This window comes from Tardiphaga sp. P4_G1 (assembly GCF_056401215.1).
The window spans coordinates 243,973-264,894 of record NZ_JBFUJU010000001.1; the positions used below are offsets into that span (position 1 = coordinate 243,973).

General features: G+C 62.2%; 20 protein-coding genes. 10 read left to right on the forward strand and 10 right to left on the reverse strand.

The window, feature by feature from the left end:
* Positions 1-95: 95 nt before the first annotated feature.
* The gene (locus AC1DUY_RS01160; RefSeq protein ID WP_068736626.1) at positions 96-743 is read right to left on the reverse strand and encodes an alpha/beta hydrolase; all 648 of its coding nucleotides are present in this window, start codon (positions 741-743) and stop codon (positions 96-98) included.
* 276 nt (positions 744-1,019) lie between these two features.
* Here AC1DUY_RS01160 and AC1DUY_RS01165 point away from each other — a divergent pair, with 276 nt between their 5' ends.
* From AC1DUY_RS01165 to AC1DUY_RS01200, 8 genes are all read left to right on the forward strand, one after another.
* Positions 1,020-2,228 (forward strand): cysteine desulfurase family protein, encoded by a 1,209-nt coding sequence (locus tag AC1DUY_RS01165; RefSeq protein WP_478111750.1) that lies wholly within the window; start codon positions 1,020-1,022, stop codon positions 2,226-2,228.
* A 108-nt stretch (positions 2,229-2,336) separates the two neighbouring features.
* Entirely contained in the window at positions 2,337-3,818 is a 1,482-nt protein-coding gene (sufB, locus tag AC1DUY_RS01170; protein ID WP_439063959.1) for a Fe-S cluster assembly protein SufB, read from the forward strand.
* Positions 3,819-3,973: 155 nt separating this feature from the next.
* The gene (sufC, locus tag AC1DUY_RS01175; RefSeq protein WP_089264143.1) at positions 3,974-4,732 is read left to right on the forward strand and encodes a Fe-S cluster assembly ATPase SufC; all 759 of its coding nucleotides are present in this window, start codon (positions 3,974-3,976) and stop codon (positions 4,730-4,732) included.
* A gap of 11 nt (positions 4,733-4,743) precedes the next feature.
* Complete coding sequence (gene sufD, locus AC1DUY_RS01180) at positions 4,744-6,063, forward strand: Fe-S cluster assembly protein SufD (protein ID WP_478111753.1); 1,320 nt, start codon at positions 4,744-4,746, stop codon at positions 6,061-6,063.
* Entirely contained in the window at positions 6,060-7,307 is a 1,248-nt protein-coding gene (locus AC1DUY_RS01185; RefSeq protein ID WP_093758422.1) for a cysteine desulfurase, read from the forward strand. The genes sufD and AC1DUY_RS01185 overlap by 4 nt, the downstream gene beginning before the upstream one ends.
* Positions 7,304-7,705: an SUF system Fe-S cluster assembly protein gene (locus AC1DUY_RS01190; protein ID WP_170849663.1), complete on the forward strand. Its 402-nt coding sequence runs from the start codon at positions 7,304-7,306 to the stop codon at positions 7,703-7,705. The genes AC1DUY_RS01185 and AC1DUY_RS01190 overlap by 4 nt, the downstream gene beginning before the upstream one ends.
* A gap of 89 nt (positions 7,706-7,794) precedes the next feature.
* Positions 7,795-8,196, forward strand: coding sequence for a HesB/IscA family protein (locus AC1DUY_RS01195; RefSeq protein WP_089264676.1), 402 nt, complete (start codon positions 7,795-7,797; stop codon positions 8,194-8,196).
* 212 nt (positions 8,197-8,408) lie between these two features.
* Positions 8,409-8,876: a TfoX/Sxy family protein gene (locus AC1DUY_RS01200; protein ID WP_478111756.1), complete on the forward strand. Its 468-nt coding sequence runs from the start codon at positions 8,409-8,411 to the stop codon at positions 8,874-8,876.
* A 133-nt stretch (positions 8,877-9,009) separates the two neighbouring features.
* Here the strand turns inward: AC1DUY_RS01200 and AC1DUY_RS01205 are convergent, their stop codons facing one another.
* The 5 genes from AC1DUY_RS01205 to AC1DUY_RS01225 all read right to left on the reverse strand — a co-directional run bounded on the left by AC1DUY_RS01205 (position 9,010) and on the right by AC1DUY_RS01225 (position 14,877).
* Complete coding sequence (locus AC1DUY_RS01205) at positions 9,010-10,077, reverse strand: GGDEF domain-containing protein (RefSeq protein ID WP_089264147.1); 1,068 nt, start codon at positions 10,075-10,077, stop codon at positions 9,010-9,012.
* 123 nt (positions 10,078-10,200) lie between these two features.
* Entirely contained in the window at positions 10,201-11,712 is a 1,512-nt protein-coding gene (locus AC1DUY_RS01210) for a DEAD/DEAH box helicase (protein ID WP_089264148.1), read from the reverse strand.
* A 376-nt stretch (positions 11,713-12,088) separates the two neighbouring features.
* Positions 12,089-13,465, reverse strand: coding sequence for an MFS transporter (locus AC1DUY_RS01215; RefSeq protein WP_478111759.1), 1,377 nt, complete (start codon positions 13,463-13,465; stop codon positions 12,089-12,091).
* A 119-nt stretch (positions 13,466-13,584) separates the two neighbouring features.
* The gene (locus tag AC1DUY_RS01220; RefSeq protein WP_089264150.1) at positions 13,585-14,199 is read right to left on the reverse strand and encodes a TetR/AcrR family transcriptional regulator; all 615 of its coding nucleotides are present in this window, start codon (positions 14,197-14,199) and stop codon (positions 13,585-13,587) included.
* Between the two features lie 369 nt (positions 14,200-14,568).
* The gene (locus tag AC1DUY_RS01225) at positions 14,569-14,877 is read right to left on the reverse strand and encodes a hypothetical protein (RefSeq protein ID WP_441229754.1); all 309 of its coding nucleotides are present in this window, start codon (positions 14,875-14,877) and stop codon (positions 14,569-14,571) included.
* Between the two features lie 231 nt (positions 14,878-15,108).
* On the opposite strand from AC1DUY_RS01225, the gene AC1DUY_RS01230 reads away from it, so the two are divergent.
* Together AC1DUY_RS01230 and AC1DUY_RS01235 are read left to right on the forward strand one after the other, a co-directional pair.
* A complete protein-coding gene (locus AC1DUY_RS01230) occupies positions 15,109-16,608 on the forward strand; it encodes a caspase family protein (RefSeq protein WP_478111761.1) in 1,500 nt (499 codons plus the stop codon).
* A 94-nt stretch (positions 16,609-16,702) separates the two neighbouring features.
* Complete coding sequence (locus tag AC1DUY_RS01235; protein WP_478111763.1) at positions 16,703-17,935, forward strand: FAD-dependent oxidoreductase; 1,233 nt, start codon at positions 16,703-16,705, stop codon at positions 17,933-17,935.
* A 6-nt stretch (positions 17,936-17,941) separates the two neighbouring features.
* Here the strand turns inward: AC1DUY_RS01235 and AC1DUY_RS01240 are convergent, their stop codons facing one another.
* The 4 genes from AC1DUY_RS01240 to AC1DUY_RS01255 form a co-directional block, all read right to left on the reverse strand.
* A complete protein-coding gene (locus AC1DUY_RS01240) occupies positions 17,942-18,712 on the reverse strand; it encodes an SDR family NAD(P)-dependent oxidoreductase (protein ID WP_478111765.1) in 771 nt (256 codons plus the stop codon).
* Between the two features lie 18 nt (positions 18,713-18,730).
* Positions 18,731-19,501: an SDR family NAD(P)-dependent oxidoreductase gene (locus tag AC1DUY_RS01245; protein ID WP_478111767.1), complete on the reverse strand. Its 771-nt coding sequence runs from the start codon at positions 19,499-19,501 to the stop codon at positions 18,731-18,733.
* A 90-nt stretch (positions 19,502-19,591) separates the two neighbouring features.
* On the reverse strand, positions 19,592-19,858 hold the full coding sequence (locus AC1DUY_RS01250; RefSeq protein WP_478111769.1) for a hypothetical protein: 267 nt from the start codon (positions 19,856-19,858) through the stop codon (positions 19,592-19,594).
* A 27-nt stretch (positions 19,859-19,885) separates the two neighbouring features.
* Entirely contained in the window at positions 19,886-20,854 is a 969-nt protein-coding gene (locus AC1DUY_RS01255; RefSeq protein WP_478111771.1) for an SDR family NAD(P)-dependent oxidoreductase, read from the reverse strand.
* Positions 20,855-20,922: the final 68 nt, after the last annotated feature.

Below are 20,922 nucleotides of genomic sequence, written 5' to 3' on the forward strand. Positions count from 1 at the left end.
GATCAGGACCTAAAACTGAAAAGCCCTCGGCCGATCCGGCCGAGGGCTTTTTGTTAGGTTGACATGAAGCGGCCGGCGTGAGGCCGATCGACGCCTCAGCGCACGTTGGCGAGGCGCATGTCGAGATAGCCGGTGACCGATTCCATCAGCGGCTCGAGCTTGTTATCGAAGAAGTGATTGGCACCCGGAATGATGTGCTGATCGATCACGATGCCCTTTTGGGTCTTCAGCTTCTCGACCAGCGTGTTGACGTCCTTCGGCGGCACGACCGCATCCTTCTCGCCGTGCACGATCAGGCCCGACGACGGGCAGGGTGCGAGGAACGAGAAATCATAGAGATTGGCCGGCGGCGCGATCGAGATGAAGCCTTCGACCTCGGGGCGGCGCATCAGGAGTTGCATGCCGATCCAGGCGCCAAACGAGAAACCGGCAACCCAGCAGGCGCGCGCTTCGGGATTGATCGTCTGTGCCCAGTCGAGCGCGGCTGCCGCGTCCGACAATTCGCCGGTGCCGTGGTCGAACGAGCCCTGGCTGCGACCGACACCGCGGAAGTTGAAGCGCAGCACCGAGAAGCCGCGATGCACGAAGGCGTAATAGCACTGGTAGACAATCTGGTGGTTCATCGTGCCCGCGAATTGCGGATGCGGATGCAGCACCATGGCGATCGGCGCGTTCTTCTGCTTGGCCGGATGATAGCGGCCTTCAATACGGCCTGCGGGACCGGTAAAAATAACTTCGGGCATAGTGATCCTTAGGTCCCGTTCTTGGCGTGATCAGCCGGTTTCGCGCAGGGCTCGGCGAGAATGGCTCGGAGGGGACCCTGCGAGGAAAGGGCGATCGGGCACCGCCAGGTTGATGGCGGGCGGCACCGGGTGAAGTTGAGGCCGCGTTCTACCATGAGCGCAGGGGCGAAAAGCAAGCATATTGAACGTGTCGGCGGCCGTGACATGCGTTGCCGCGGGCGCATTTGGTGAGCAATTGGGCTAAGAGAGACGGCGCGCGGCACTGGACGACGTCCGATGCCGCCAGCAAGGCTCCAAGTCCTTCAAGGTAAAGCAGAATTGGCCAAAGACCGGGTCTATCTCGACTGGAATGCGACGACACCGCTGCGCCCTGAGGCGCGGGCGGTGATGGTGGCCGCGTGGGATTTGGCTGGTAACCCGTCATCGGTTCATACCGAGGGCCGTCAGGCCCGCCGGATCGTTGAGGACGCCCGTGCGGCGGTCGCAGGCGCCTTAGGCGCAGATTCGCGAAACGTCATATTCACCTCAGGCGGAACCGAAGCCAATGTGCTGGCGCTAACGCCCCGGCTGGTGCGCAATCCAGGCGCGGCCGTGCGGCGGCTGATCGTCTCCGCGGTAGAGCACGCCTCGGTGCTGGCGGGAGGCCGCTTCGCCGCGGGAGACCTCCAGGTACTGGGCGTGGACCAGGATGGCGTCGTGAAACCGGATGAGTTGCGGGCGCTCCTAGCGGGTGGGGAGCCGGCGCTGGTTTCCGTGATGTTGGCCAATAATGAAACCGGCGCCCTTCAACCAATTCCTGAGCTTGCGGGCATCGTGCATGACGCCGGCGGCTTGCTGCATGTCGATGCGGTGCAAGCGTTCGGAAAGATACCAATAGATATCAAATTATTGCAGGCTGATCTTCTATCAATTTCTGCGCACAAGATCGGCGGCCCAAAGGGTATTGGTGCGCTGGTCTTGGCCAATGGCGTCGCCGGGCTCAATGCGCTGCTCAGCGGCGGCGGGCAGGAACTGGGGCGTCGGGCGGGAACCGAGAATGTGCCCGGAATCGCCGGCTTCGGCGCCGCCGTGACGGCCGCTATCGCGTCGCTTGATGACATGAAACGGGTCGAAAAACTGCGTCAGCGGCTTGAGGCGGGCTTGCGGCAATCCAGCAATGGACTTGTGTTCGCCCAAGATGTGCCGCGTCTGCCCAATACGGTCCTGTTCGGCGCCCCCGGATTGCGCGCCGAGACCGCCGTAATTGGATTTGATCTCGAAGGTATCGCGGTATCGTCGGGATCGGCCTGTTCTTCTGGTAAGGTACAGCCGTCTCACGTGCTTGAAGCCATGGGTTTCGGGCCGGAGCTGACCCGGGGTGCTGTGCGTCTCAGTCTGGGCTGGTCGACCACCGAAGCGGACGTCGATCGGTGCCTGGAGGCTTGGCGAAAGCTCTCGGGTACACTACTTAAACATAGCGACGAAACACAGCTTGAACGGTTCTAAGAGGGGTGATTTCCCCGCGGGAACATCGTAAAGAACCCCGACAAGCTTTGAGTTTCACGTTTCTGGATTGATCCACCGCGGTCCTTGAAACCGCGAGCGGAGGATAAAATGGCTGCCGTACAAGAGACCGTTGATCGGGTTCGCCAGATCGACGTCGATCAATATCGTTATGGATTCGAGACCATCATCGAATCCGAGAAGGCCCCGAAGGGCCTTTCCGAAGACACCGTTCGTTACATCTCCGCCAAGAAGAACGAGCCGGCATGGATGCTGGAATGGCGTCTTGAGGCGTATCGCCGCTGGCTGACCATGGAAGAGCCGAAGTGGGCGCGGGTCGAGTATCCGAAGATCGACTTCCAGGATCTCTATTACTATTCGGCGCCGAAGCCGAAGAAGACCATCGGCTCGATCGACGAGATCGATCCTGAAATTCTCGAAACCTACAAGAAGCTCGGCATTCCTCTCCGCGAGATCGAGGCGCTGGAAGGCGTCGTGCGTCCGGAAGGTGAGCGCAGGATCGCCGTCGATGCCGTGTTCGATTCGGTGTCGGTCGCAACCACGTTCCAGAAGGAACTGAAGCAGGCCGGCGTGATCTTCATGCCGATCTCGGAAGCCATCCGCGAGCATCCCGATCTGGTAAAGCAGTATCTCGGCACGGTCGTGCCGACCTCGGATAACTTCTATGCCACGCTGAACTCCGCGGTGTTTTCCGACGGCTCGTTCGTCTATGTGCCGCCGGGCGTGCGTTGCCCGATGGAGCTGTCGACCTATTTCCGCATCAATGAGCGCAACACCGGCCAGTTCGAACGAACGCTGATCATTGCCGACAAGGGCGCCTATGTCAGCTATCTCGAAGGCTGCACGGCGCCGCAGCGCGACGAGAACCAGCTCCATGCGGCTGTCGTCGAGCTCGTCACCCATGACGACGCCGAGATCAAGTATTCGACGGTGCAGAATTGGTACCCCGGCAATTCCGAAGGCAAGGGCGGCATCTATAATTTCGTCACCAAGCGTGGTGACTGCCGCGGTGACCGCTCGAAGATTTCCTGGACCCAGGTCGAGACCGGCTCCGCCATCACCTGGAAATATCCGAGCTGCATCCTGCGCGGCGACAATTCGCGCGGCGAGTTCTATTCGATCGCGATTTCGAACGGCTATCAGCAGGTCGATAGCGGCACCAAGATGATCCATCTCGGAAAGAACACCACGAGCCGGATCATCTCGAAGGGTATCGCTGCCGGCAAGTCGCAGAACACCTATCGTGGCCTCGTCACCGCGCATCGCAAGGCGACGAATGCCCGTAACTTCACGGCCTGTGACTCGCTCCTGATCGGCGACCAGTGCGGTGCACATACCGTGCCGTATATCGAGGCGAAGAATTCCTCGACGCTGTTCGAGCACGAGGCGACCACCTCGAAGATCTCCGAAGACGTGTTGTTCTATTGTGTCCAGCGCGGCCTGTCGCAGGAAGAAGCCGTCGGCCTCGTGGTCAACGGTTTCGTGAAGGACGTGTTGCAGCAACTGCCGATGGAATTCGCGGTGGAAGCGCAGAAGCTGATTTCGATCTCGCTTGAGGGATCGGTGGGCTAAGTCCCGCCATCGCGGATGCCCGCACAGCGGCGCTTCCAGGATGTCGGCAAGATTGAAAACCATCCTTAGAGGCTCGCCGCGAATGGCGAGCACTCCAGGCTGAACCCGAGTGCGTTCAGGCGAGGATGACGATGATGATCAAAGGATAGAGACTGATGACCGCATTGCTTGAAGTGAAGGACCTGCAGGTTCGTGTCGAGGATCGCGAGATTCTCCATGGGCTGACCATGACCGTGAATGGCGGCGAAGTGCATGCCATCATGGGACCGAATGGTTCGGGCAAATCCACGCTCAGCCACGTCATCGCCGGCAAGCCCGGTTATGAGGTGACCGGCGGCGAGATCCTGTTCAAGGGTGAAGACCTGCTGGAGATGGAGCCCGACGAGCGCGCCGCCAAGGGCGTGTTCCTGGCGTTCCAGTATCCCGTGGAAATTCCCGGCGTCACCACGATGAACTTCCTGCGCACCGCGGTGAATGCGCAGCGCAAGGCGCGCGGCGAATCCGAATATCTGGTGCCGGACTTCCTCAGGAAGGTCCGTGAAGTCGCTGCTTCACTGAACATCCCGATGGATATGCTGAAGCGCGGCGTCAATGTCGGCTTCTCCGGCGGTGAGAAGAAGCGCAACGAAGTGCTGCAGATGGCGCTGTTCCAGCCGAGCCTGTGCATCCTCGACGAAATGGACTCCGGTCTCGACATCGATGCGTTGCGCGTGGCTGCCGACGGCGTCAATGCACTGCGCAGCCCGGATCGCGCTATGGTCGTCATCACGCATTATCAGCGCCTGCTGAACTACATCGTGCCGGATCATGTGCATGTGATGTCGAAGGGCCGCGTCGTGAAGAGTGGCGGCAAGGAACTGGCGCTGGAACTCGAAGAGTCCGGTTACGCGCAGTATGAAGACGCGGCGGCCTGAGTGAGACAATCATGAATGTAGCTCTCGCAAAGACAACAACGGGCGCGGTGCTGGACGGCACATTTGCCGCCGCGCGCGGTCGGTTGCCGGGCGTCGGCACGGTGGCCGAAACGCGCCAGCAGGCGTTCGACGATTTCGCGCGCACCGGTCTGCCGACCCGGCGCATCGAAGAATGGAAATATACCGATCTGCGCAACCTGCTGCGCGACGTGGCGCCGCTTGCGCCCACGCCGGATCAGGCTGCGTTGGCGCAAGCCGGCAGACTGGTCGAAACACTCGGTACGGGTGATACGCAGAAGCTCGTCATTGTTGACGGCGTCTTCGCAGCGGGTCTCTCCGATCTGACGTCGGGCGGCGGCGTGACCGTGCATGCGCTCAGCGCCATGCTCGATGACGCGACCAGTGCGACGCGTGCCGACCTGCTGCGCTCGCGCATTGTCGATCCGATGATCGCGCTGAATGCCGCCTTTGCGACCGATGGCATGTTGATCGATATCGCGGACGATGCCGTTCCGGCCCGGCCGCTGCATATCGTGCATGTCGCGACACGCCCGAGCGTGGCCGCATTCACGCGGTCGCTGGTGCGTATCGGCAATCGCGCGCGCGTGACGCTGGTCGAAAGCTTCGTCGCGACAGAATCCGCGAAGGCGTATCAGGCCCATGATGCTGTCGTGATCTGGATCGGCGACGATTCCGATCTGCAGCATGTGCGCGTGATGGAAGACGCTGGCGATGCAGCGAATATTGCAACGGCCATCGTCACAGTCGGTGCGCGCACCAAGTTCAACACCTTCAGCCTGACCACTGGCGGTGGCGTCAGCCGCTATCAGAGCTTTATCACGCTGGCTGGTGTGGATTCGGAGCTGTCGACCAACAGCGTTCATCTGCTGCGCGACAAGCAGCATGGCGACTGTACCTTCGTGATCGAGCATGCGGCGCCGAATTGCCTCAGCCGTGAGCTGTTCCGCGCCGTGCTCGACGATCGCGCGCATTCGGTGTTCCAGGGTCGCATCAACGTCCATCAGATCGCGCAGAAGACCGACGGCAAGATGATGTCACGGGCGCTGCTGCTGTCCGACGAGGCCGAGATCGACAACAAGCCCGAGCTCGAGATCTTCGCTGACGACGTGCAGTGCGGCCACGGCGCGACCATTGGCGCGCTGGATGACAGCTTGCTGTTCTATCTGCGGGCTCGCGGCCTGCCGGAGAAGGCGGCGCAGGCGCTGCTGATCCAGGCATTCGTGGGTGAAGCGCTGGAGTCGATCGTGAATGACGATCTGCGCGACGTCGCGATATCGGCCGCAGAGCGTTGGCTGGAGTCGCGCGCATGACATTGCATCCCGCGGTCTCGAACGGGTCATATGACGTCGCTCGCGTCCGCGAGGATTTTCCTGCGCTCGAGATGAAGGTCTATGGCAAGCCGCTGGTCTATCTCGACAACGCGGCATCGGCGCAGAAGCCCTATGCTGTGCTCGACCGCATGACCGAGGCCTACAAGTCCGAATATGCCAATGTGCATCGCGGACTGCATTACCTCGCCAATGCCGCGACCGAGGCCTATGAGGGCGCGCGCATCAAGGTGCAGCACTTCCTCAATGCCAAGCGCCCCGAGGAAATCATCTTCACCCGCAATGCCACCGATGCGCTCAATGCCGTCGCAGCATCGTGGGGCGGCGAGAACATCAAGCCGGGCGATGAGATCGTGCTCTCGATCATGGAGCACCATTCCAACATCGTACCGTGGCACTTCCTGCGGGAACGTCAGGGCGCCGTCATCAAATGGGCGCCTGTCGATGACGAAGGCAACTTCCTGATCGACGAGTTCGAGAAGCTGCTGACCGATCGTACCAAGATCGTCGCCATCACCCAGATGTCCAATGCGCTGGGCACGCTGGTTCCGGTCAAGGACGTGGTGAAGCTTGCGCATGCGCGCGGCATTCCCGTCGTGGTGGATGGCAGCCAGGCTGCCGTGCACATGCCGATCGACGTGCAGGACATCGACGCCGACTTTTATATCTTCACCGGCCACAAGCTGTACGGACCGACCGGCATCGGCGTGCTGTATGGCAAATATGACCGCCTGGTCGCGATGCGGCCCTATGCCGGCGGCGGCGAGATGATCCGCGAAGTGGCGAAGGAGTGGGTCACCTATGGTGATCCGCCGCACAAGTTTGAGGCTGGTACGCCCGCCATCGTCGAAGCCATCGGCCTCGGCGCTGCCATCGATTACGTCAATTCGATCGGCAAGGAGCGGATTGCCGCCCATGAGCACGACCTCCTGGCCTATGCACAGGACCGGCTGCGCGAGATCAATTCGCTGCGTATTATCGGAACTGCCAAGAACAAGGGCCCGGTGATTTCGTTCGAACTGAAGGGCGCTCACGCTCATGACGTGGCGACCGTGATCGACCGGCAGGGCGTCGCGGTCCGCGCGGGAACCCACTGCGTGATGCCGCTTCTGGAGCGATTCAATGTGACGGCCACGTGCCGTGCATCATTCGGAATGTATAATACCCGCGAGGAGGTCGACCACCTCGCACAGGCGCTGATCAAGGCACGGGAGTTGTTTGCATGAGTGACATTGCAGAAGCCAAGACGCCGGACGCCACCCCCGAGGCTGAGAAGCCCGCTCACATGCAGACCACCTCGGCGCTCGATCCCGCCGAAACCGAACGCTTGGGCACCGAGATCGTCGCTGCACTGAAGACCGTGTTCGACCCGGAAATCCCCGCGGATATCTACGAGCTCGGCCTGATCTACAAGGTCGACATCAAGGACGATCGCTCTGTCCAAGTGGAGATGACGCTGACGACGCCGAATTGTCCGGCCGCCGAAGAGCTTCCGACCATGGTGGAGAACGCCGTGGCCAGCGTGCCCGGAGTCGGTCTGGTCAAGGTCGAGATCGTCTGGGAGCCGACCTGGACGCCGGACCGGATGACCGACGAGGCCCGTCTCGTTCTGAATATGTGGTGATGGTTGCGTCCGGTTTGCTGAATACGCCCAAGTCGCTTGAATTCCTATGGCGGCCTTGAACCGCCGAAGGGACTGAACACATGACTGAGATGACACCAACCCCAACCGCACCGGCTGCGAAGCCGAAGCCGCGTCCCCGCCCGCAGGTGATGCGCCTGACCGATGCTGCCGCAACGCGGATCCGGGAGCTGACGGAGCGTGCGGATTCCGAGATCGTCGGCCTGCGCGTCGGCATCAAGAACGGTGGCTGCGCCGGCCAGTCCTACACCGTAGAATATGCCCACGACATCAAGCCGACCGACGAAATCGTCGAGGACAAGGGCGTCAAGATCCTGGTCGATCCTAAGGCCGTTCTGTTCCTGCTCGGCACCGAGATGGACTACAAGACCGACCGCATGCAGGCCCAGTTCGTGTTCAACAACCCGAACCAGATCTCGGCCTGTGGCTGCGGCGAGTCCGTGCAACTGACGCCGGCGAAGATCGACGGCTGAGGGCGTTAGCCTTCGATCTCTCAATTTAAACGCTGTCGTGCCCGGGCAAAGCGCGAAGCGCGGCTTCGCCTAGACCCCCCGGGCATCCATCTTTTGGCGCTGCACGGCGCGAAGTTGGATGGCCGGGTCACGCCCGGCCATGACGTGGGGAGAGGTCGGTGTGCAAGCCGCTTCCGTGTTGACCCGGTTCGCGACCATCCTACACTTCCGCCATGGACCGCGAATTTCTCAGTGAACTTTTCGCCGGCTTTGGCCCGGTAACGATCCGCCGGATGTTTTCCGGCTTTGGCATTTCCGCCGATGGCATCAACTTCGCGCTGGTGCTGCGCGGCGCGGTCTATCTGCGTGCCGATGAAATCTCGATCCCGCGTTTCGAGAGTGAGGGCTCGCAGTGTTTTCAGTATGAGATGCGCGGCAAGCTGCGGATGATCGGATCCTATTGGCAGCTGCCGGAACGGCTCTATGACGATCCCGATGAAGTCACCGAATGGGCGAGGGTCGCGCATGCCGCAGCGATCCGTGCATCGCTGGCAAAAGCAAGCAAGAAGCGGGCAACGAAGAAAGCGAAGGTCGTGAAGAAGACCGCGGCGAAAAAGAAGGCCGTCAAGAAGGCTGCGGTTAAGACGGTCGCCAGCAAGAAAGCCAGTAAAGCCGCAAAGAAGCGTAAATCCTCATCCTGAGAAGTCGGGCGCTTGCGCGGCGTCTCCTTCCGGTGAAGCCATTCGCTGGGGATGGCTATAGGAGCCCGCGCGAGCTTATGGTTCCGAGACGCGCGAAGACGCGTTCCTCACCGTGAGGACGGAGTGTAGGGCGTCATGCCACCTGAAACTGCAGCTCCGCAGAATATTCCGGATCGACTTCGCAGATCACGCGGTTGCGGCCGCTGCGCTTCGCGGCATAGAGACAGGCGTCGGCACGGCCGATGATCGATTCCATATCGTCGCCGATCTGCAGCATCGAGACGCCGACGGAAATCGTGACGCGTCCCAGGATCTCGCCAGTCGATTTTTTCTTCAGCTCCTTTGACATCACGGCGCGGCGGATGTGATCGGCAACGGTGAGCGCCTGACGCAACGGCGTGTTCGGTAGCACCACGGCGAATTCCTCGCCGCCATAGCGCGCGGTGATATCCTGGCCCTTGATGGTCTGCTTCAATGACTGGCCGACAAGACGCAGCACCTGGTCGCCGGTGAGATGGCCATAATTGTCGTTGAAGGACTTAAAGTGATCGATGTCGAGCATCAGGAGCGACAACGGTTCGCCGCGCTTCACCGCGGTATCGATTGCCGCCATCAGCGCACGGTCGAAATATTTGCGGTTGCCGAGCGCGGTGAGGGGATCGGTCAGGCTTTCGGCGCGGATCGCTTCGAGGCTCTGTTGCAGCGTGTAGACCTCGCTCTTCGAGGACAGTAGCCGTTCTTCCAGCGCCTTGTTGGTGTCATGCACTTCACGGGTGGATTTGACGAGCCTTTCGATCACGGCTTTCACCGCAGCGGGATCGTGCGCCCGCGACAAATCCTTGCTGGCACCATCCAGACTGGCATTGAAGTTCGTGGTCATGCCCAGAGCATCGGTGATGAGCGCCATCACGTCGTCGATCTCGCCGATGACGCGGGCGCCGACCTGATCGATGCGATCGGTGGTGCGAATTTGTGAGAGATAAGTGTCGTGGATCAGGTCGAGATCGGCTTCGGTCAGCCGGCCATTGCGTGCCAGCGTCTCATTGATGACTTTGTTGAGCGCCGAATTGTAGCCAGTCGCGTAGACGTACCAGATCTCATAATTGCGCGGAATCGCCGTCTGGCGGAGCGAGCGAATTTGGCCCAGCGCGACTTCGGCAAAGGCCAAAGTCCGCTCTTGTTCGTCCAGGATGCCGGTCACGTTCTGTGCCCTCGTGGACAGCGTGTATACGCGGTCCTCTGAAATGCAAATTCGTTAAAAATATCGCATTCAGATTAGGGGACGAGAGTGAACGGCAAGTAAACGTTCCTGGCGCGATACTACCTATGCGCGTGCCCGGATCGGACGCAACAGAAAGGCCGGCAGGTGCGAATGATCCGCCGGTTCGTTGTCTTCGCGGCGCGAACGTGGCGCTTCGGCGCGGCCGATGGAGGGGGGACGCTGCGCCTGCGGGGCTGCCGCTGCCACGACCGGTGCTGCCAAAGCGGCTTCCGCGGCCTGCGGCTGCGGGCTGCGCTCGCCGCCTTCCGAACGACCACCTTCACGGCGTGGGCCACGCTCACGGCGCGGTTTGCGATCACGTCCGCCTTCGCGGGGCTGATCGTTGCGGCCGCCGCGCGGCTGTTCGGCATTGGCTTCGCGATTGCCGGTGCGGTTGCGCGACTGGCGCGACGCCTCAGCGGTTTCGCCTTCGACAGGCTCGGAGATCGCTATGGAAGTTTCGACCTTGGGGATCGACTGGCCGATCAGTTTTTCGATTGCCAGCATGGACTTCTGGTCGGACGGGCACACCAGCGAGATCGCGGAGCCGGTGCGGCCGGCGCGGCCGGTACGGCCGATGCGGTGCACGTAGTCGTCGGAATGATGCGGGACGTCGAAATTATAGACGTGGCTGACGGCGGGAATATCGAGACCGCGGGCGGCGACGTCGGAAGCCACCAGGATCGGCAGCTCGCCCTTGCGGAACTGGTCCAGCGCGGCGGTGCGGGCCGACTGCTCCATGTCGCCATGCAGGGCGCCGACACTGAAGCCGTGCTTCTGGAGCGACTTGGCGAGCAACGCGACTTCACGTTTGCGGTTGCAGAAGATGATCGCATTCTTGAGGTCGGTGGCTTCGCGGAGAAGGGCCCGGAGCACTTCGCGCTTCTCGTGCGGCTCGCGGCCGACGGCCACTTGCGACTGGGTCACGGTGACGGCGGTGGAGGCGGGCTTGGAGACTTCGATCTTCACCGGATTATGCAGGAAGGTCTCGGTGACGCGTCGGATTTCGGCGGGCATGGTCGCCGTAAAAAAGAGAGTCTGACGGGTGAACGGCACCAGCTTGCAGATGCGTTCGATGTCGGGGATGAAGCCCATGTCCAGCATGCGGTCGGCTTCGTCGATGACCAGCAATTCGACGCCGGTGAGAAGCAGTCCGCCACGTTCGGTATGGTCGAGCAGGCGCCCCGGCGTGGCGATCAAGACGTCAACGCCGCGGGTGAGTTTGCTGTCCTGATCACCGAACGAGACGCCGCCGATCAGCAGCGCTACGTTGAGCTTCTGGCCGACGCCGTATTTGTCGAACTGCTCTTTGACCTGTGCGGCCAGTTCGCGGGTCGGTTCGAGAATGAGCGTCCGGGGCATGCGGGCGCGGGCTCGGCCCTTTTCCAGCATGGTCATCATCGGGAGAACGAAGGCAGCGGTTTTGCCGGTGCCGGTCTGGGCGATGCCGAGCACGTCTTTGCGCGCCAGCACATGAGGAATCGCTTGTTCCTGAATGGGGGTTGGGGTGGTGTAACCGGTGGCCGCAACGGCGGCGAGAACCTTGTCGGACAAGCCGAGATTGGAGAAGGACATTGAGCCTCTGTATGGGGGCATGATCTGATCCGGTATCCGGATGATCACCGTTCGGAATCACGCCTCAGGTCGAAACCGCCGCTTGGATTCTCGGGAAATACTGCAGCGCTTATCCCCGGAGCGGCACGCAAACATGCACGGAGACGCTGGGCGCTGACAGGCGGCTTACTCAAGATATCGCGTTTCGATACCGGGCCGCGTCGAGCCGGAACATAGGCTGGAATCGGCCAAAGTCAATCCGCCACACCCTGGAACATCCCAAAAAGCTTAATGTTTTAGCGGAAAAGGGCCAAAACCGGGATATTGGCGGGGGCTTGGGGCCCCGCCGGACGGCCGCTACGCGACGTCGCGTGTGACGTCGATGCAGCGCTGACCGTTAGTCGACCGGCCTGCGTTCGCGGCCGGGTGGACCGGCAATGGCGATGAGCGCGCCGCTCAGTAACAGCGCGGTCGAGATCACCATGAACATCGCGATCGGACCGTGGCTGCCGAGCAGCGGCAGCAGCGCGATCGGTACCAGCGCCGATACGACGCGGCCGAGGCCCCATGCGCCAGCGGTGGCCGAAGCGCGCAGATGCGTCGGCAGCAGCTCGACAGCGTAGAGGCTAAGCACGGCGCTGTAGACGGCACTGGCGAGGTTGAACACGATGCCGGTGACGATGAGCGGCGTTAGCACCGTGCTGACAGCGAAAGTCAGCCCGGTTGCGATCATCACCACGGCACAGGCGACCAGAGCGAGGCGCCGCGGGATACGATCGACGAAGGCCGATGCCGCCGCGATGCCGATCGATGGACCGAACATCGTAAGTCCCGCGAACAGCAGGGACTCGCTGACATGAAATCCCTTCTGCACCATCACTGCGGCGCTGAGCAGCGGGAAGCCAATGGTGGCCCAGGGTCCGAGTACATAGAGCGCGGCAAGGAGCGCTGTGCGCCGCAGGCTGATCCGATCGCGGGCGAGCGCTCGGAAGCCGCTGGATCTGGTCGCAATAGTTTCGGGAGCGGGGATCGCCGGCGGTGATGGCTGACGCGCGGATGCCTCGAAGCGGCGGCAGGCGGCATCAGCCTCGGCGTCGCGTCCGACCGATGCGAGCCAGCGCGGCGATTCCGGCACCAGGAAGAACAGCAGGGCTGTCAGGGTCGAGCACGCGCTGCCGAAGATCAAAGCCCAGCGCCAGCCCTCGATGCCCCATGGCGCGATGGGTGTCAGCCAGCGGATCATCAGGATGATAGCCGGTGCGCCGAGAAAGGCGAGCGCGCCGCACAGCATCATCAAGAGGCCACGCCGCCGGGGCGGCAGCAGGTCTGACAGATAGGCCGATGTCAAAGGCGGATAGCCGCCAATGGCGAGGCCGGAGATGAAGCGGAAGGCCGTCATGGTTGCCACATCGCGACTGGCGGCGACGGCGAGCGAGCCCAGCGCCAGGACGGCAAGCGCGCTCTGCAGCGCGATCTGGCGGCCATAGCGATCCGCAATCCAGCCGAACACAGGCGCACCAACGGCGCCGCCGGCAAAGACCGATGCCAACAACAGCGAGAGCTCGCCGCGCGAGATGCTGTAGGGCGGCGCGAGGAAGATGCCGGAAAAGGCATTGCTGAGCGCCACTTCGGCGATGTCTGCGAACAGGCCGAAGGCACAGAGCGCGAAGATGCCGAGGTGAAGCGGCGAGACTGGCAGCCCGTCCAGGCGTGCCGCAATAGTTGGCACGGCTGCGCCCGCTGGCGCCCCGTGCGTCCGCACCTGGTCGTTCATCTGACGCCCCGCATCTCATAGCGGCAACGCAATGCGCGTCCTCCGCTGCCCGCGCGGACCATATGTCGATGGAGCTAGATGAGTCGAGAGGAGGGTATGTGGCGGCGAACCGCAGCGTCTCAAATCTGCGTCGGCGTTGCCGCGCAGCCATACAGGATCATCTCGCAGGTCTGGCGATAGCGCGCCGAGAAGTCATTCGCTGCGATCGGAGGGAGTGCCTGATTGACAGCCCGCCCGCCGTCGGCCAGCGCCTGCGCGATCTGCGCGGCCGTAAAACGGCCGGTCAGGATCAGCAGCTTGCTGTAGTGGAAATCGATAATCAGCTTTTCCAGCTCGGCCTGGAAGGCGATTGCGGACTCGATCATGAGATCGCGGCAGCGCCGAAAGGCTTCCGCATTGAGCTCGACGGTATGCGGTGAGAATGTCAGCATCCGACGGGTTTCGCCGTATCTCAGGTCGATGATCGTCGCAAAGATGTCGAGTGCGCTGCCGCCACTTTCCCGGATTTTCTGGCCGGCCTCGAGTGCCTGCGCTATCGCGACTTCATTGCGATGGCCGATCGAGGCACGAAATGCCTCTTCCTTGTTGCTGAAATAGTAATAGAGCGCGCGCTGCGTGAAGCCGCACTCTCTCGCGAGACCGACCATCGACAGGCCGGCATAGCCGTGGTCGAGAAATGCCTTGTTGACCCGAAGCAGCAACTCGTGCCCGGGCGTAATCATCTTCTTTGCCATTGGTCGTCAGGTATCCAGTCGTAGCAGGCTTCGGGCGGGTGATTAAAACTGCCTGAAATCTTACAGTCTAAAAAATCCCATCCTCAAATCGCCAAGCTACGAGGAACGCAAAGTTCCTGAAGCGCGCTTCCTGACGTTGGTTGCCTGTAGCAGGAGCCGGTTTTAGCAATTGCTCCCCGGATTGGCTCCGGACCTGATGAATTGTCACATAGCACATGTCAGGGCAATCATGTCGATGATTGGCCGCGTAACCCTTATCCACAGGACTTCGCGACATGTGGTACCTCATCACCCCTGATCGAGAGCGCACACCGAGCCGTCCGGAAGTCGACTTATTCCGGCGCGCGTGAGAGGGATACCGCAGGCTGACTATTTGCCGTAAGTGCCTAGCTGCATCCCGAGATTCTGCATCACGAAAGCATTCATGCGCAGATGCACCTCGCTGCCGCTCTGTAGACGGGCATCGACCTCATACGTCGCCGGATCGACCTGGCGGATCCCGATGATCTGGTTGATATCCAGCACTTCCGGGGTGGTCTGTGCAGGCTTGGCGGCTACCGGGGCGCGCTTCGGTTTGGCGGTGGCAGCCGGCGGTTTCGCCGCGGTAGCGGGGGCCGCATCCTGCGCGAGTGCCATGGTGGGAAGCAACAGCGCGGCTGCGAGGACGAGTGATTTCACAACGATCTCCTGACTCTGATTGGGGCTCGGGCTAGCGGAGATTAAGGCGGAAAATGTGGCAGCGGGGCTGCAATCGGCAGGCAGATGATCTGCCTGAGCAGGCAGGACAAAATGGGTGGTAACGGCTAGACCTCGGTTTGAACCGGCCGCAGTTCTGCCTCGACCAAGGCAGACAATGACGCGGTCGAGTCACCACACGGATACATGTGCTGGTGGGGCGGGGATAGAACAATGCGACGGCTTTTGATTCTGCTGGCAGCGCTGGCAGCGGCGGTACTTTCGACAGCGCCGGCTTTTGCTGCAAAACGCGTGGCGCTGGTCATCGGCAATAACGACTATCGCAATGTGCCGAAACTGCAGAAGGCCGTGAATGACGCCCGCAGCATAGGGGACGCACTGAAGAATCTCGGCTTCAGTGTCATGGTGGCCGAGAACCAGACCCGGCAGGCCTTCAGTCAGTCGTTGCTTGCTTTCGATTCGACGATTGAAAAAGGCGACACGGCCTTTTTCTTTTTTGCAGGGCACGGCTTCGAGATCGCCGGCCAGAACTTCCTGCTGCCGACGGATGTCCCTGCCGCCACGGAAGGGCAGGAAGAGCTGGTGCGCGACTCAGCGATTCTCGCCGACCGGATTGTAACGCGGCTGCAGATGCGCGGCGCGCGGACGTCGATTCTGGTGTTCGACGCCTGTCGCAACAATCCGTTCGAGCGCGCTGGCACCCGCGCTGTGGCCGGCAGCGGTGGCCTCGCCCCGATGACCACGCTCCCGGAAGGCGTGTTTTCGATCTTCTCGGCCGGGCCGCGGCAGACCGCGCTGGATCGTTTGTCGAACAACGACACCGATCCGAATTCGGTTTTCACGCGCGCCTTCATCAAGGAGCTGCAGGAGCCATCGCTGAACCTCGTGCAGGTCGCGCAGCGCACCCGGCGGACCGTCAGCGAGATGGCAGAGACCGTGAAGCACCGTCAGGTGCCGGTGTATTTCGACCAGATGGTCGATGACGTCTTTCTCAATGGTGTGGCTCTCAAGCAGGCCGATGCGCGGCCGCCCGAACCGCTGCAGCAGGTCGCTGCGCTGCCCCCTGTCAACGTTCCGCAACTGCCGCCGGCCAACGATGCGGTGAACGCACCGATCGCCAGCTTCTCGCGCCACAATGGCGGCTGGACCGTGATGTTCTCGATCGCCGATCCGACGCTGGGTATCTCCTGGCGGATGGGCGAGGGAGGTAATTTCCGCGAGACCGGCTTCATGGACACGCTCGATCCGCGCACGCGCAAGCGAATGCCGAATCCGGCGATCCAGCTCGACGCCGATGCAGCGGCGGCGACGATCTATCTGCGTTACGTCGACGCGAACGGCGAGATGCAGGGCCCGTTTCCGATCCGCTTCGATCCCGAGGCGGCGCTGGTCCGCGACCAGCGCAAGATCCTCGATATGACCGCTGGAAGCTGGCTTGCCTTCGGTGGCTACAACACGCCCCTGATGTATTATACGCATCTGATGTCGTATCGCTGTGCCATTCGCGAGGCCCGCGTCGGGATCGATAGCGCCGTGCCGGACAAGCTGCTGAAATTCCCGCCCTGCGACCTGCGCGACCCCATTGCGACGCCGTCGGATGCCGAGACCTACATCAAAATCCCGGCCTCGACGAAGTTCGTGTCGGTCGAATTGACGTTCCGGGACGGCAGCATCTCCGAAACCAAGAGCTTCCGACGTTCGGGAAATCGATGAGCATGATCGACACCGCCCTGCGAACCACGGCATTTCGACTATCGCAAGCTCGCATTCCTTGATCAAGAAATTCGACTCGCCGGAGGAGTAGCGAATGGCTGCAGGCGCGAACGAGAACTCGCTGACCGCGCGCTGCTGCATCGTTGGCGGTGGCCCTGCCGGAATGATGCTCGGCTATCTGCTCGGCCGCGCCGGCGTCGATACGATCGTTATCGAGAAACACGCCGACTTCTTCCGCGATTTCCGCGGTGACACCGTGCATCCATCGACGCTGCAGGTGATGGACGAGCTTGGCCTGATCGACGACTTCCTGAAGATCAAGCACGATCGTATCCAGAAGATGGATGGCTTCTTCGGAACGCATAAGCTGCGCATCGCGGATATCAGCCGCACCAGCGCGAAGTATCCGTTTATCGCCTTCATGCCGCAGTGGGATTTCCTCAATTTCCTGCGCGACAAAGCGCAGCGCTATCCGCATCTCAAGGTGATGATGAACACCGAGGCGACCGATCTCATCTGGTCGGGCGAGCAAGTGGTCGGCGTCAAGGCCATCACGCAGCAGGGGCCGGTCGAGATCCATGCCGATCTGACAGTGGCCTGCGATGGCCGGCATTCGATCGTGCGGCCGGCGGCGAGGCTGGAGGTCGAAGACATCGGTGCGCCTATGGACATCTTGTGGTTTCGCGTTGCCAAGGGCGCGGAGACCGAGAGCGTGTTCGCGCGGCTCGAGCCCGGCAAGATGATGGTGACCATCGATCGCGGGGACTACTGGCAATGCGCTTATGTGATCGCCAAGGGGCACTATGAGGAGATCAAGGTGCGTGGCCTTGAGGCTTTCCGTGCCGAAACGTCACGTCTAGCGCCGATCCTGAGCGCGCATATCGAAGAGCTGAAGAGCTGGGACGACGTCAAACTACTGACCGTCGCGATCAATCGGCTCAAGCGCTGGACCCGGCCGGGGCTGTTGTGCATCGGCGACGCCGCGCATGCGATGTCCCCGGTTGGCGGCGTCGGTGTGAATATCGCAGTGCAGGACGCCGTCGCGACCGCTAACCTGCTGGCGGCGAAGCTGGCGAAGGGACCGGTGACCGAGGACGACCTCGGCGCGGTGCGTCGCCGCCGCGAATTCCCGATGCGCGCAACACAGGGCATGCAGGTCGTGATGCAAAACAACATCATCAGCCGTGCACTGGCCAAGGGCGGCGAGCCGCTGACGCCGCCGCTGATCATGCGCCTGGTCAGTGCGTTTCCACCACTGCAGGGATTGACCGCGCGCTTCCTGGCGATTGGCGTACGACCCGAGCACGTACAGTCGCCGGAAGTCTAGGAGAGACTATCCCTGCACCGAGAAGCCGCCGTCCACGGGGATTGCGGTTCCGGTGACGAAGTCCGATGCGCGCGACGACAGGAACACCGCGATGCCCGCGAAATCTCCCGACGCGCCCCAGCGGCCGGCGGGCGTTCGTGCCAGTACTTTGTCATGCAGGCCGTCGATTTCACGGCGCGCATTCTGTGTCAGTTCGGTATCGATCCAACCCGGCAGAACGGCGTTGCATTGGATGTTGTGCGGCGCCCATGCGACCGCGCAGGAGCGGGTGAACTGGACGATGCCGCCCTTGCTGGCGGCATAGGCTGGCGCGAAAGACGCGCCGAAGATCGACAGCATCGAGCCGATATTGATGATCTTGCCGCCGCCCGCGGCCTTCATCGCGGGATGCGCCGCCTGCGAACAGACGAAGGCGCTGGTGAGATTGGTCTTGATCACGCTGTCCCATTCGTCGAGTGCGATCTCGTGCGGCGGCTTGCGGATGTTGATGCCGGCATTGTTGATGAGGATATCGATGCGGCCCAGTTCTTTCAGCACGCGTGCGATCATTCCATCGACAGCGGTCTTGTCGGTCACATCGGCCGCAATGGCGACCGCCCTGGCGCCGCTCTTGGTCAACTCCGCGACGGCATCCTTGGATTTCGTCTGGTTGCGTCCGACCACGGCGATGGCGGCGCCGGCCTGCGCCAGACCCCGCGCCATGCCGAGCCCGATGCCGCCATTGCCGCCGGTGACGATGGCCACTTTGCCGGAGAGATCGAACAGTCCTGCAGTCATGGTGTTGCCCTCATTGCATCAGCCTTGAATTGAAAAGCCGCCATCGACCGTGAGCGCGGCACCATTGACGAAGTCGGAAGCCCCGCTGGCCAAAAACACGGCCGCGCCCGCAAGATCATCAGGCCTGCCCCAGCGCTGCGCCGGTACACGCCCGAGAATGCGATCGTGCAGTTCGGGTCGGATGTCCTTGGCGCGCTTGGTCAGGTCGGTGTCGATCCAGCCGGGCAGAATGGCGTTGGACTGGATGTTGTCCGCAGCCCAGGCAGTCGCCAGCGCGCGGGTGAATTGCAGGATGCCGCCTTTGCTTGAGGCGTAGTTCGCCGCGCCGCCGGCGCCGAGCGTGGCCAACACCGAGGCGATATTGATGATCTTGCCGCGGCCTGCGGCTTTCATCGCTGGGTGGACAGCCTGCGCGCAGATGAAAGGCGCGGTCATGTTGACGTCGATGACCTTCTGCCAGTCGGCCAGCGTCATGTCTTCGATTGGCGCTGAGATGCTGATGCCGGCATTGTTGACGAGGATGTCAATGCGGCCGAACGCGTTCAACGTTGCGGATACCATCTGCGCGATCGAGTTCGGGTCGGTAACATCGGTCGTCAGTGCGAGCACCGGATGTCCGGACGTCTCCAGTTCGGCTTTTGCCGAAGCGGCATTATCGCTGTTGCGATCGGCGATCACGAGGGTCGCACCGGCATTCGCCAGCCCACGTGCCATGCCGAGGCCAATGCCGGTGTTGCCGCCGGTAACGATGGCGACCCTGCCGGTGAGATCGAAGAGATTACTGGTCAAGATGTCCGCCCCGCATGATTGTTCCTGACGCGTTCTGTGGCGCGTCTGGGACGGATCATCGCAAGACTGGCGGGAAGATGGAAGGGGGCGTCAGCGCCGCACGAGCGCCAGTCCCATCAGTCCGACGCCAAGCGCGGCGAGGGCAGCGCCGTAATAGGCCCACTGCATCTGGCTGATCATGAAACTGGATTTCGGCCAGTTCACGAGGCCGGTGCCCTGACCGATCCAGAGCGTGCCGATCAGGAAGGCGAGAATGCCGAGGGTGAGGAATGGTGCGCGCATGGGATAGATACGATGAACGGAGCCAAAGGTTTCAAGCGCCAGCTGTGGCGGTGACGAACCAACTGTTTGCTTCATCACCGCAGTTTCATTTCGGCAGGGCGATCAGAAGCGCTCGCCAACCATTTCCTCACTCTTGGCCCATAGCGCCTTGGCGCGTTCGGCATCGAGCGCATAAGCGCGCACGCCTTCGCTGGCCGGATTGATCAGCCCGTCGACGATTTCCGAGACGTGGCAGTTCTCGCAATAGCGGCCGCCGATCTCGTCCGCGCTGGCGACCACGCCGGCCCACACCGAAGTTGCAGCGCCTTGCGGAATGGTCTTCCATTGAAACAGCGGTTTACCCTCGGCAGCGAGCTCGGCATTGATGCCGTCGAGCATGGCATCGATCGTCGCCTCGCCGATATGGCGGCCGAGTTCTGTCTTGATGCCGCCGGGATGCAGCGCGGTGGCGCGCACGCCACGCGCCCGGTGCCGCCGGTCGAACTCGACGGCGAACAGGATGTTGGCGGTCTTCGAGCGGCCATAGCCGATGACCGGCTCATAGGACCCCTTGGTGAAATTGGGATCTTCGAGATCCACGTCGGCGAAGCGATGGCCGGACGAGGCGACGTTGACCAGTCGCGCGGTGGGCGACAGCAGTGACGCGATACGGTTGACCAATACGAAGTGACCGAGATGGTTCGTGCCGAACTGGGTCTCGAAGCCGTCCGCGGTGAGGCCGAACGGCGGCGCCATCACGCCGGCATTGGCGATCACCAGGTCGAACGGGCGGCCAGCCGCGACCAGTGCGTCGGCGCAGGCCCGGACGCTGGCCAGCGAGCCGAGATCGAGTGCAATCAGTTCGAGGCCACCGCCACCAGTGGCATCGGCGCGCACTTGCGCGGTCGCCGTTTCCGCCTTGGCGAGGTCACGGGCGGCACCGACCACCTGCGCGCCCCGGGCGGCCAGGCTGCGCGCCGTCTCGACGCCGAGCCCGGCTGAGACGCCGGTGACCAGAATGCGCTTGCCGCGGAGGTCGACGCCAGCGAGCACGTCGTCGGTGGTGGAAGTGGCACTGAAAGGTCCTGCCATGATAGCTCCTTGTGTTTGGCACGACGCGCCTCCGAGCTGATCGAGCTTTGTCGAACGGCGCTTTGAGG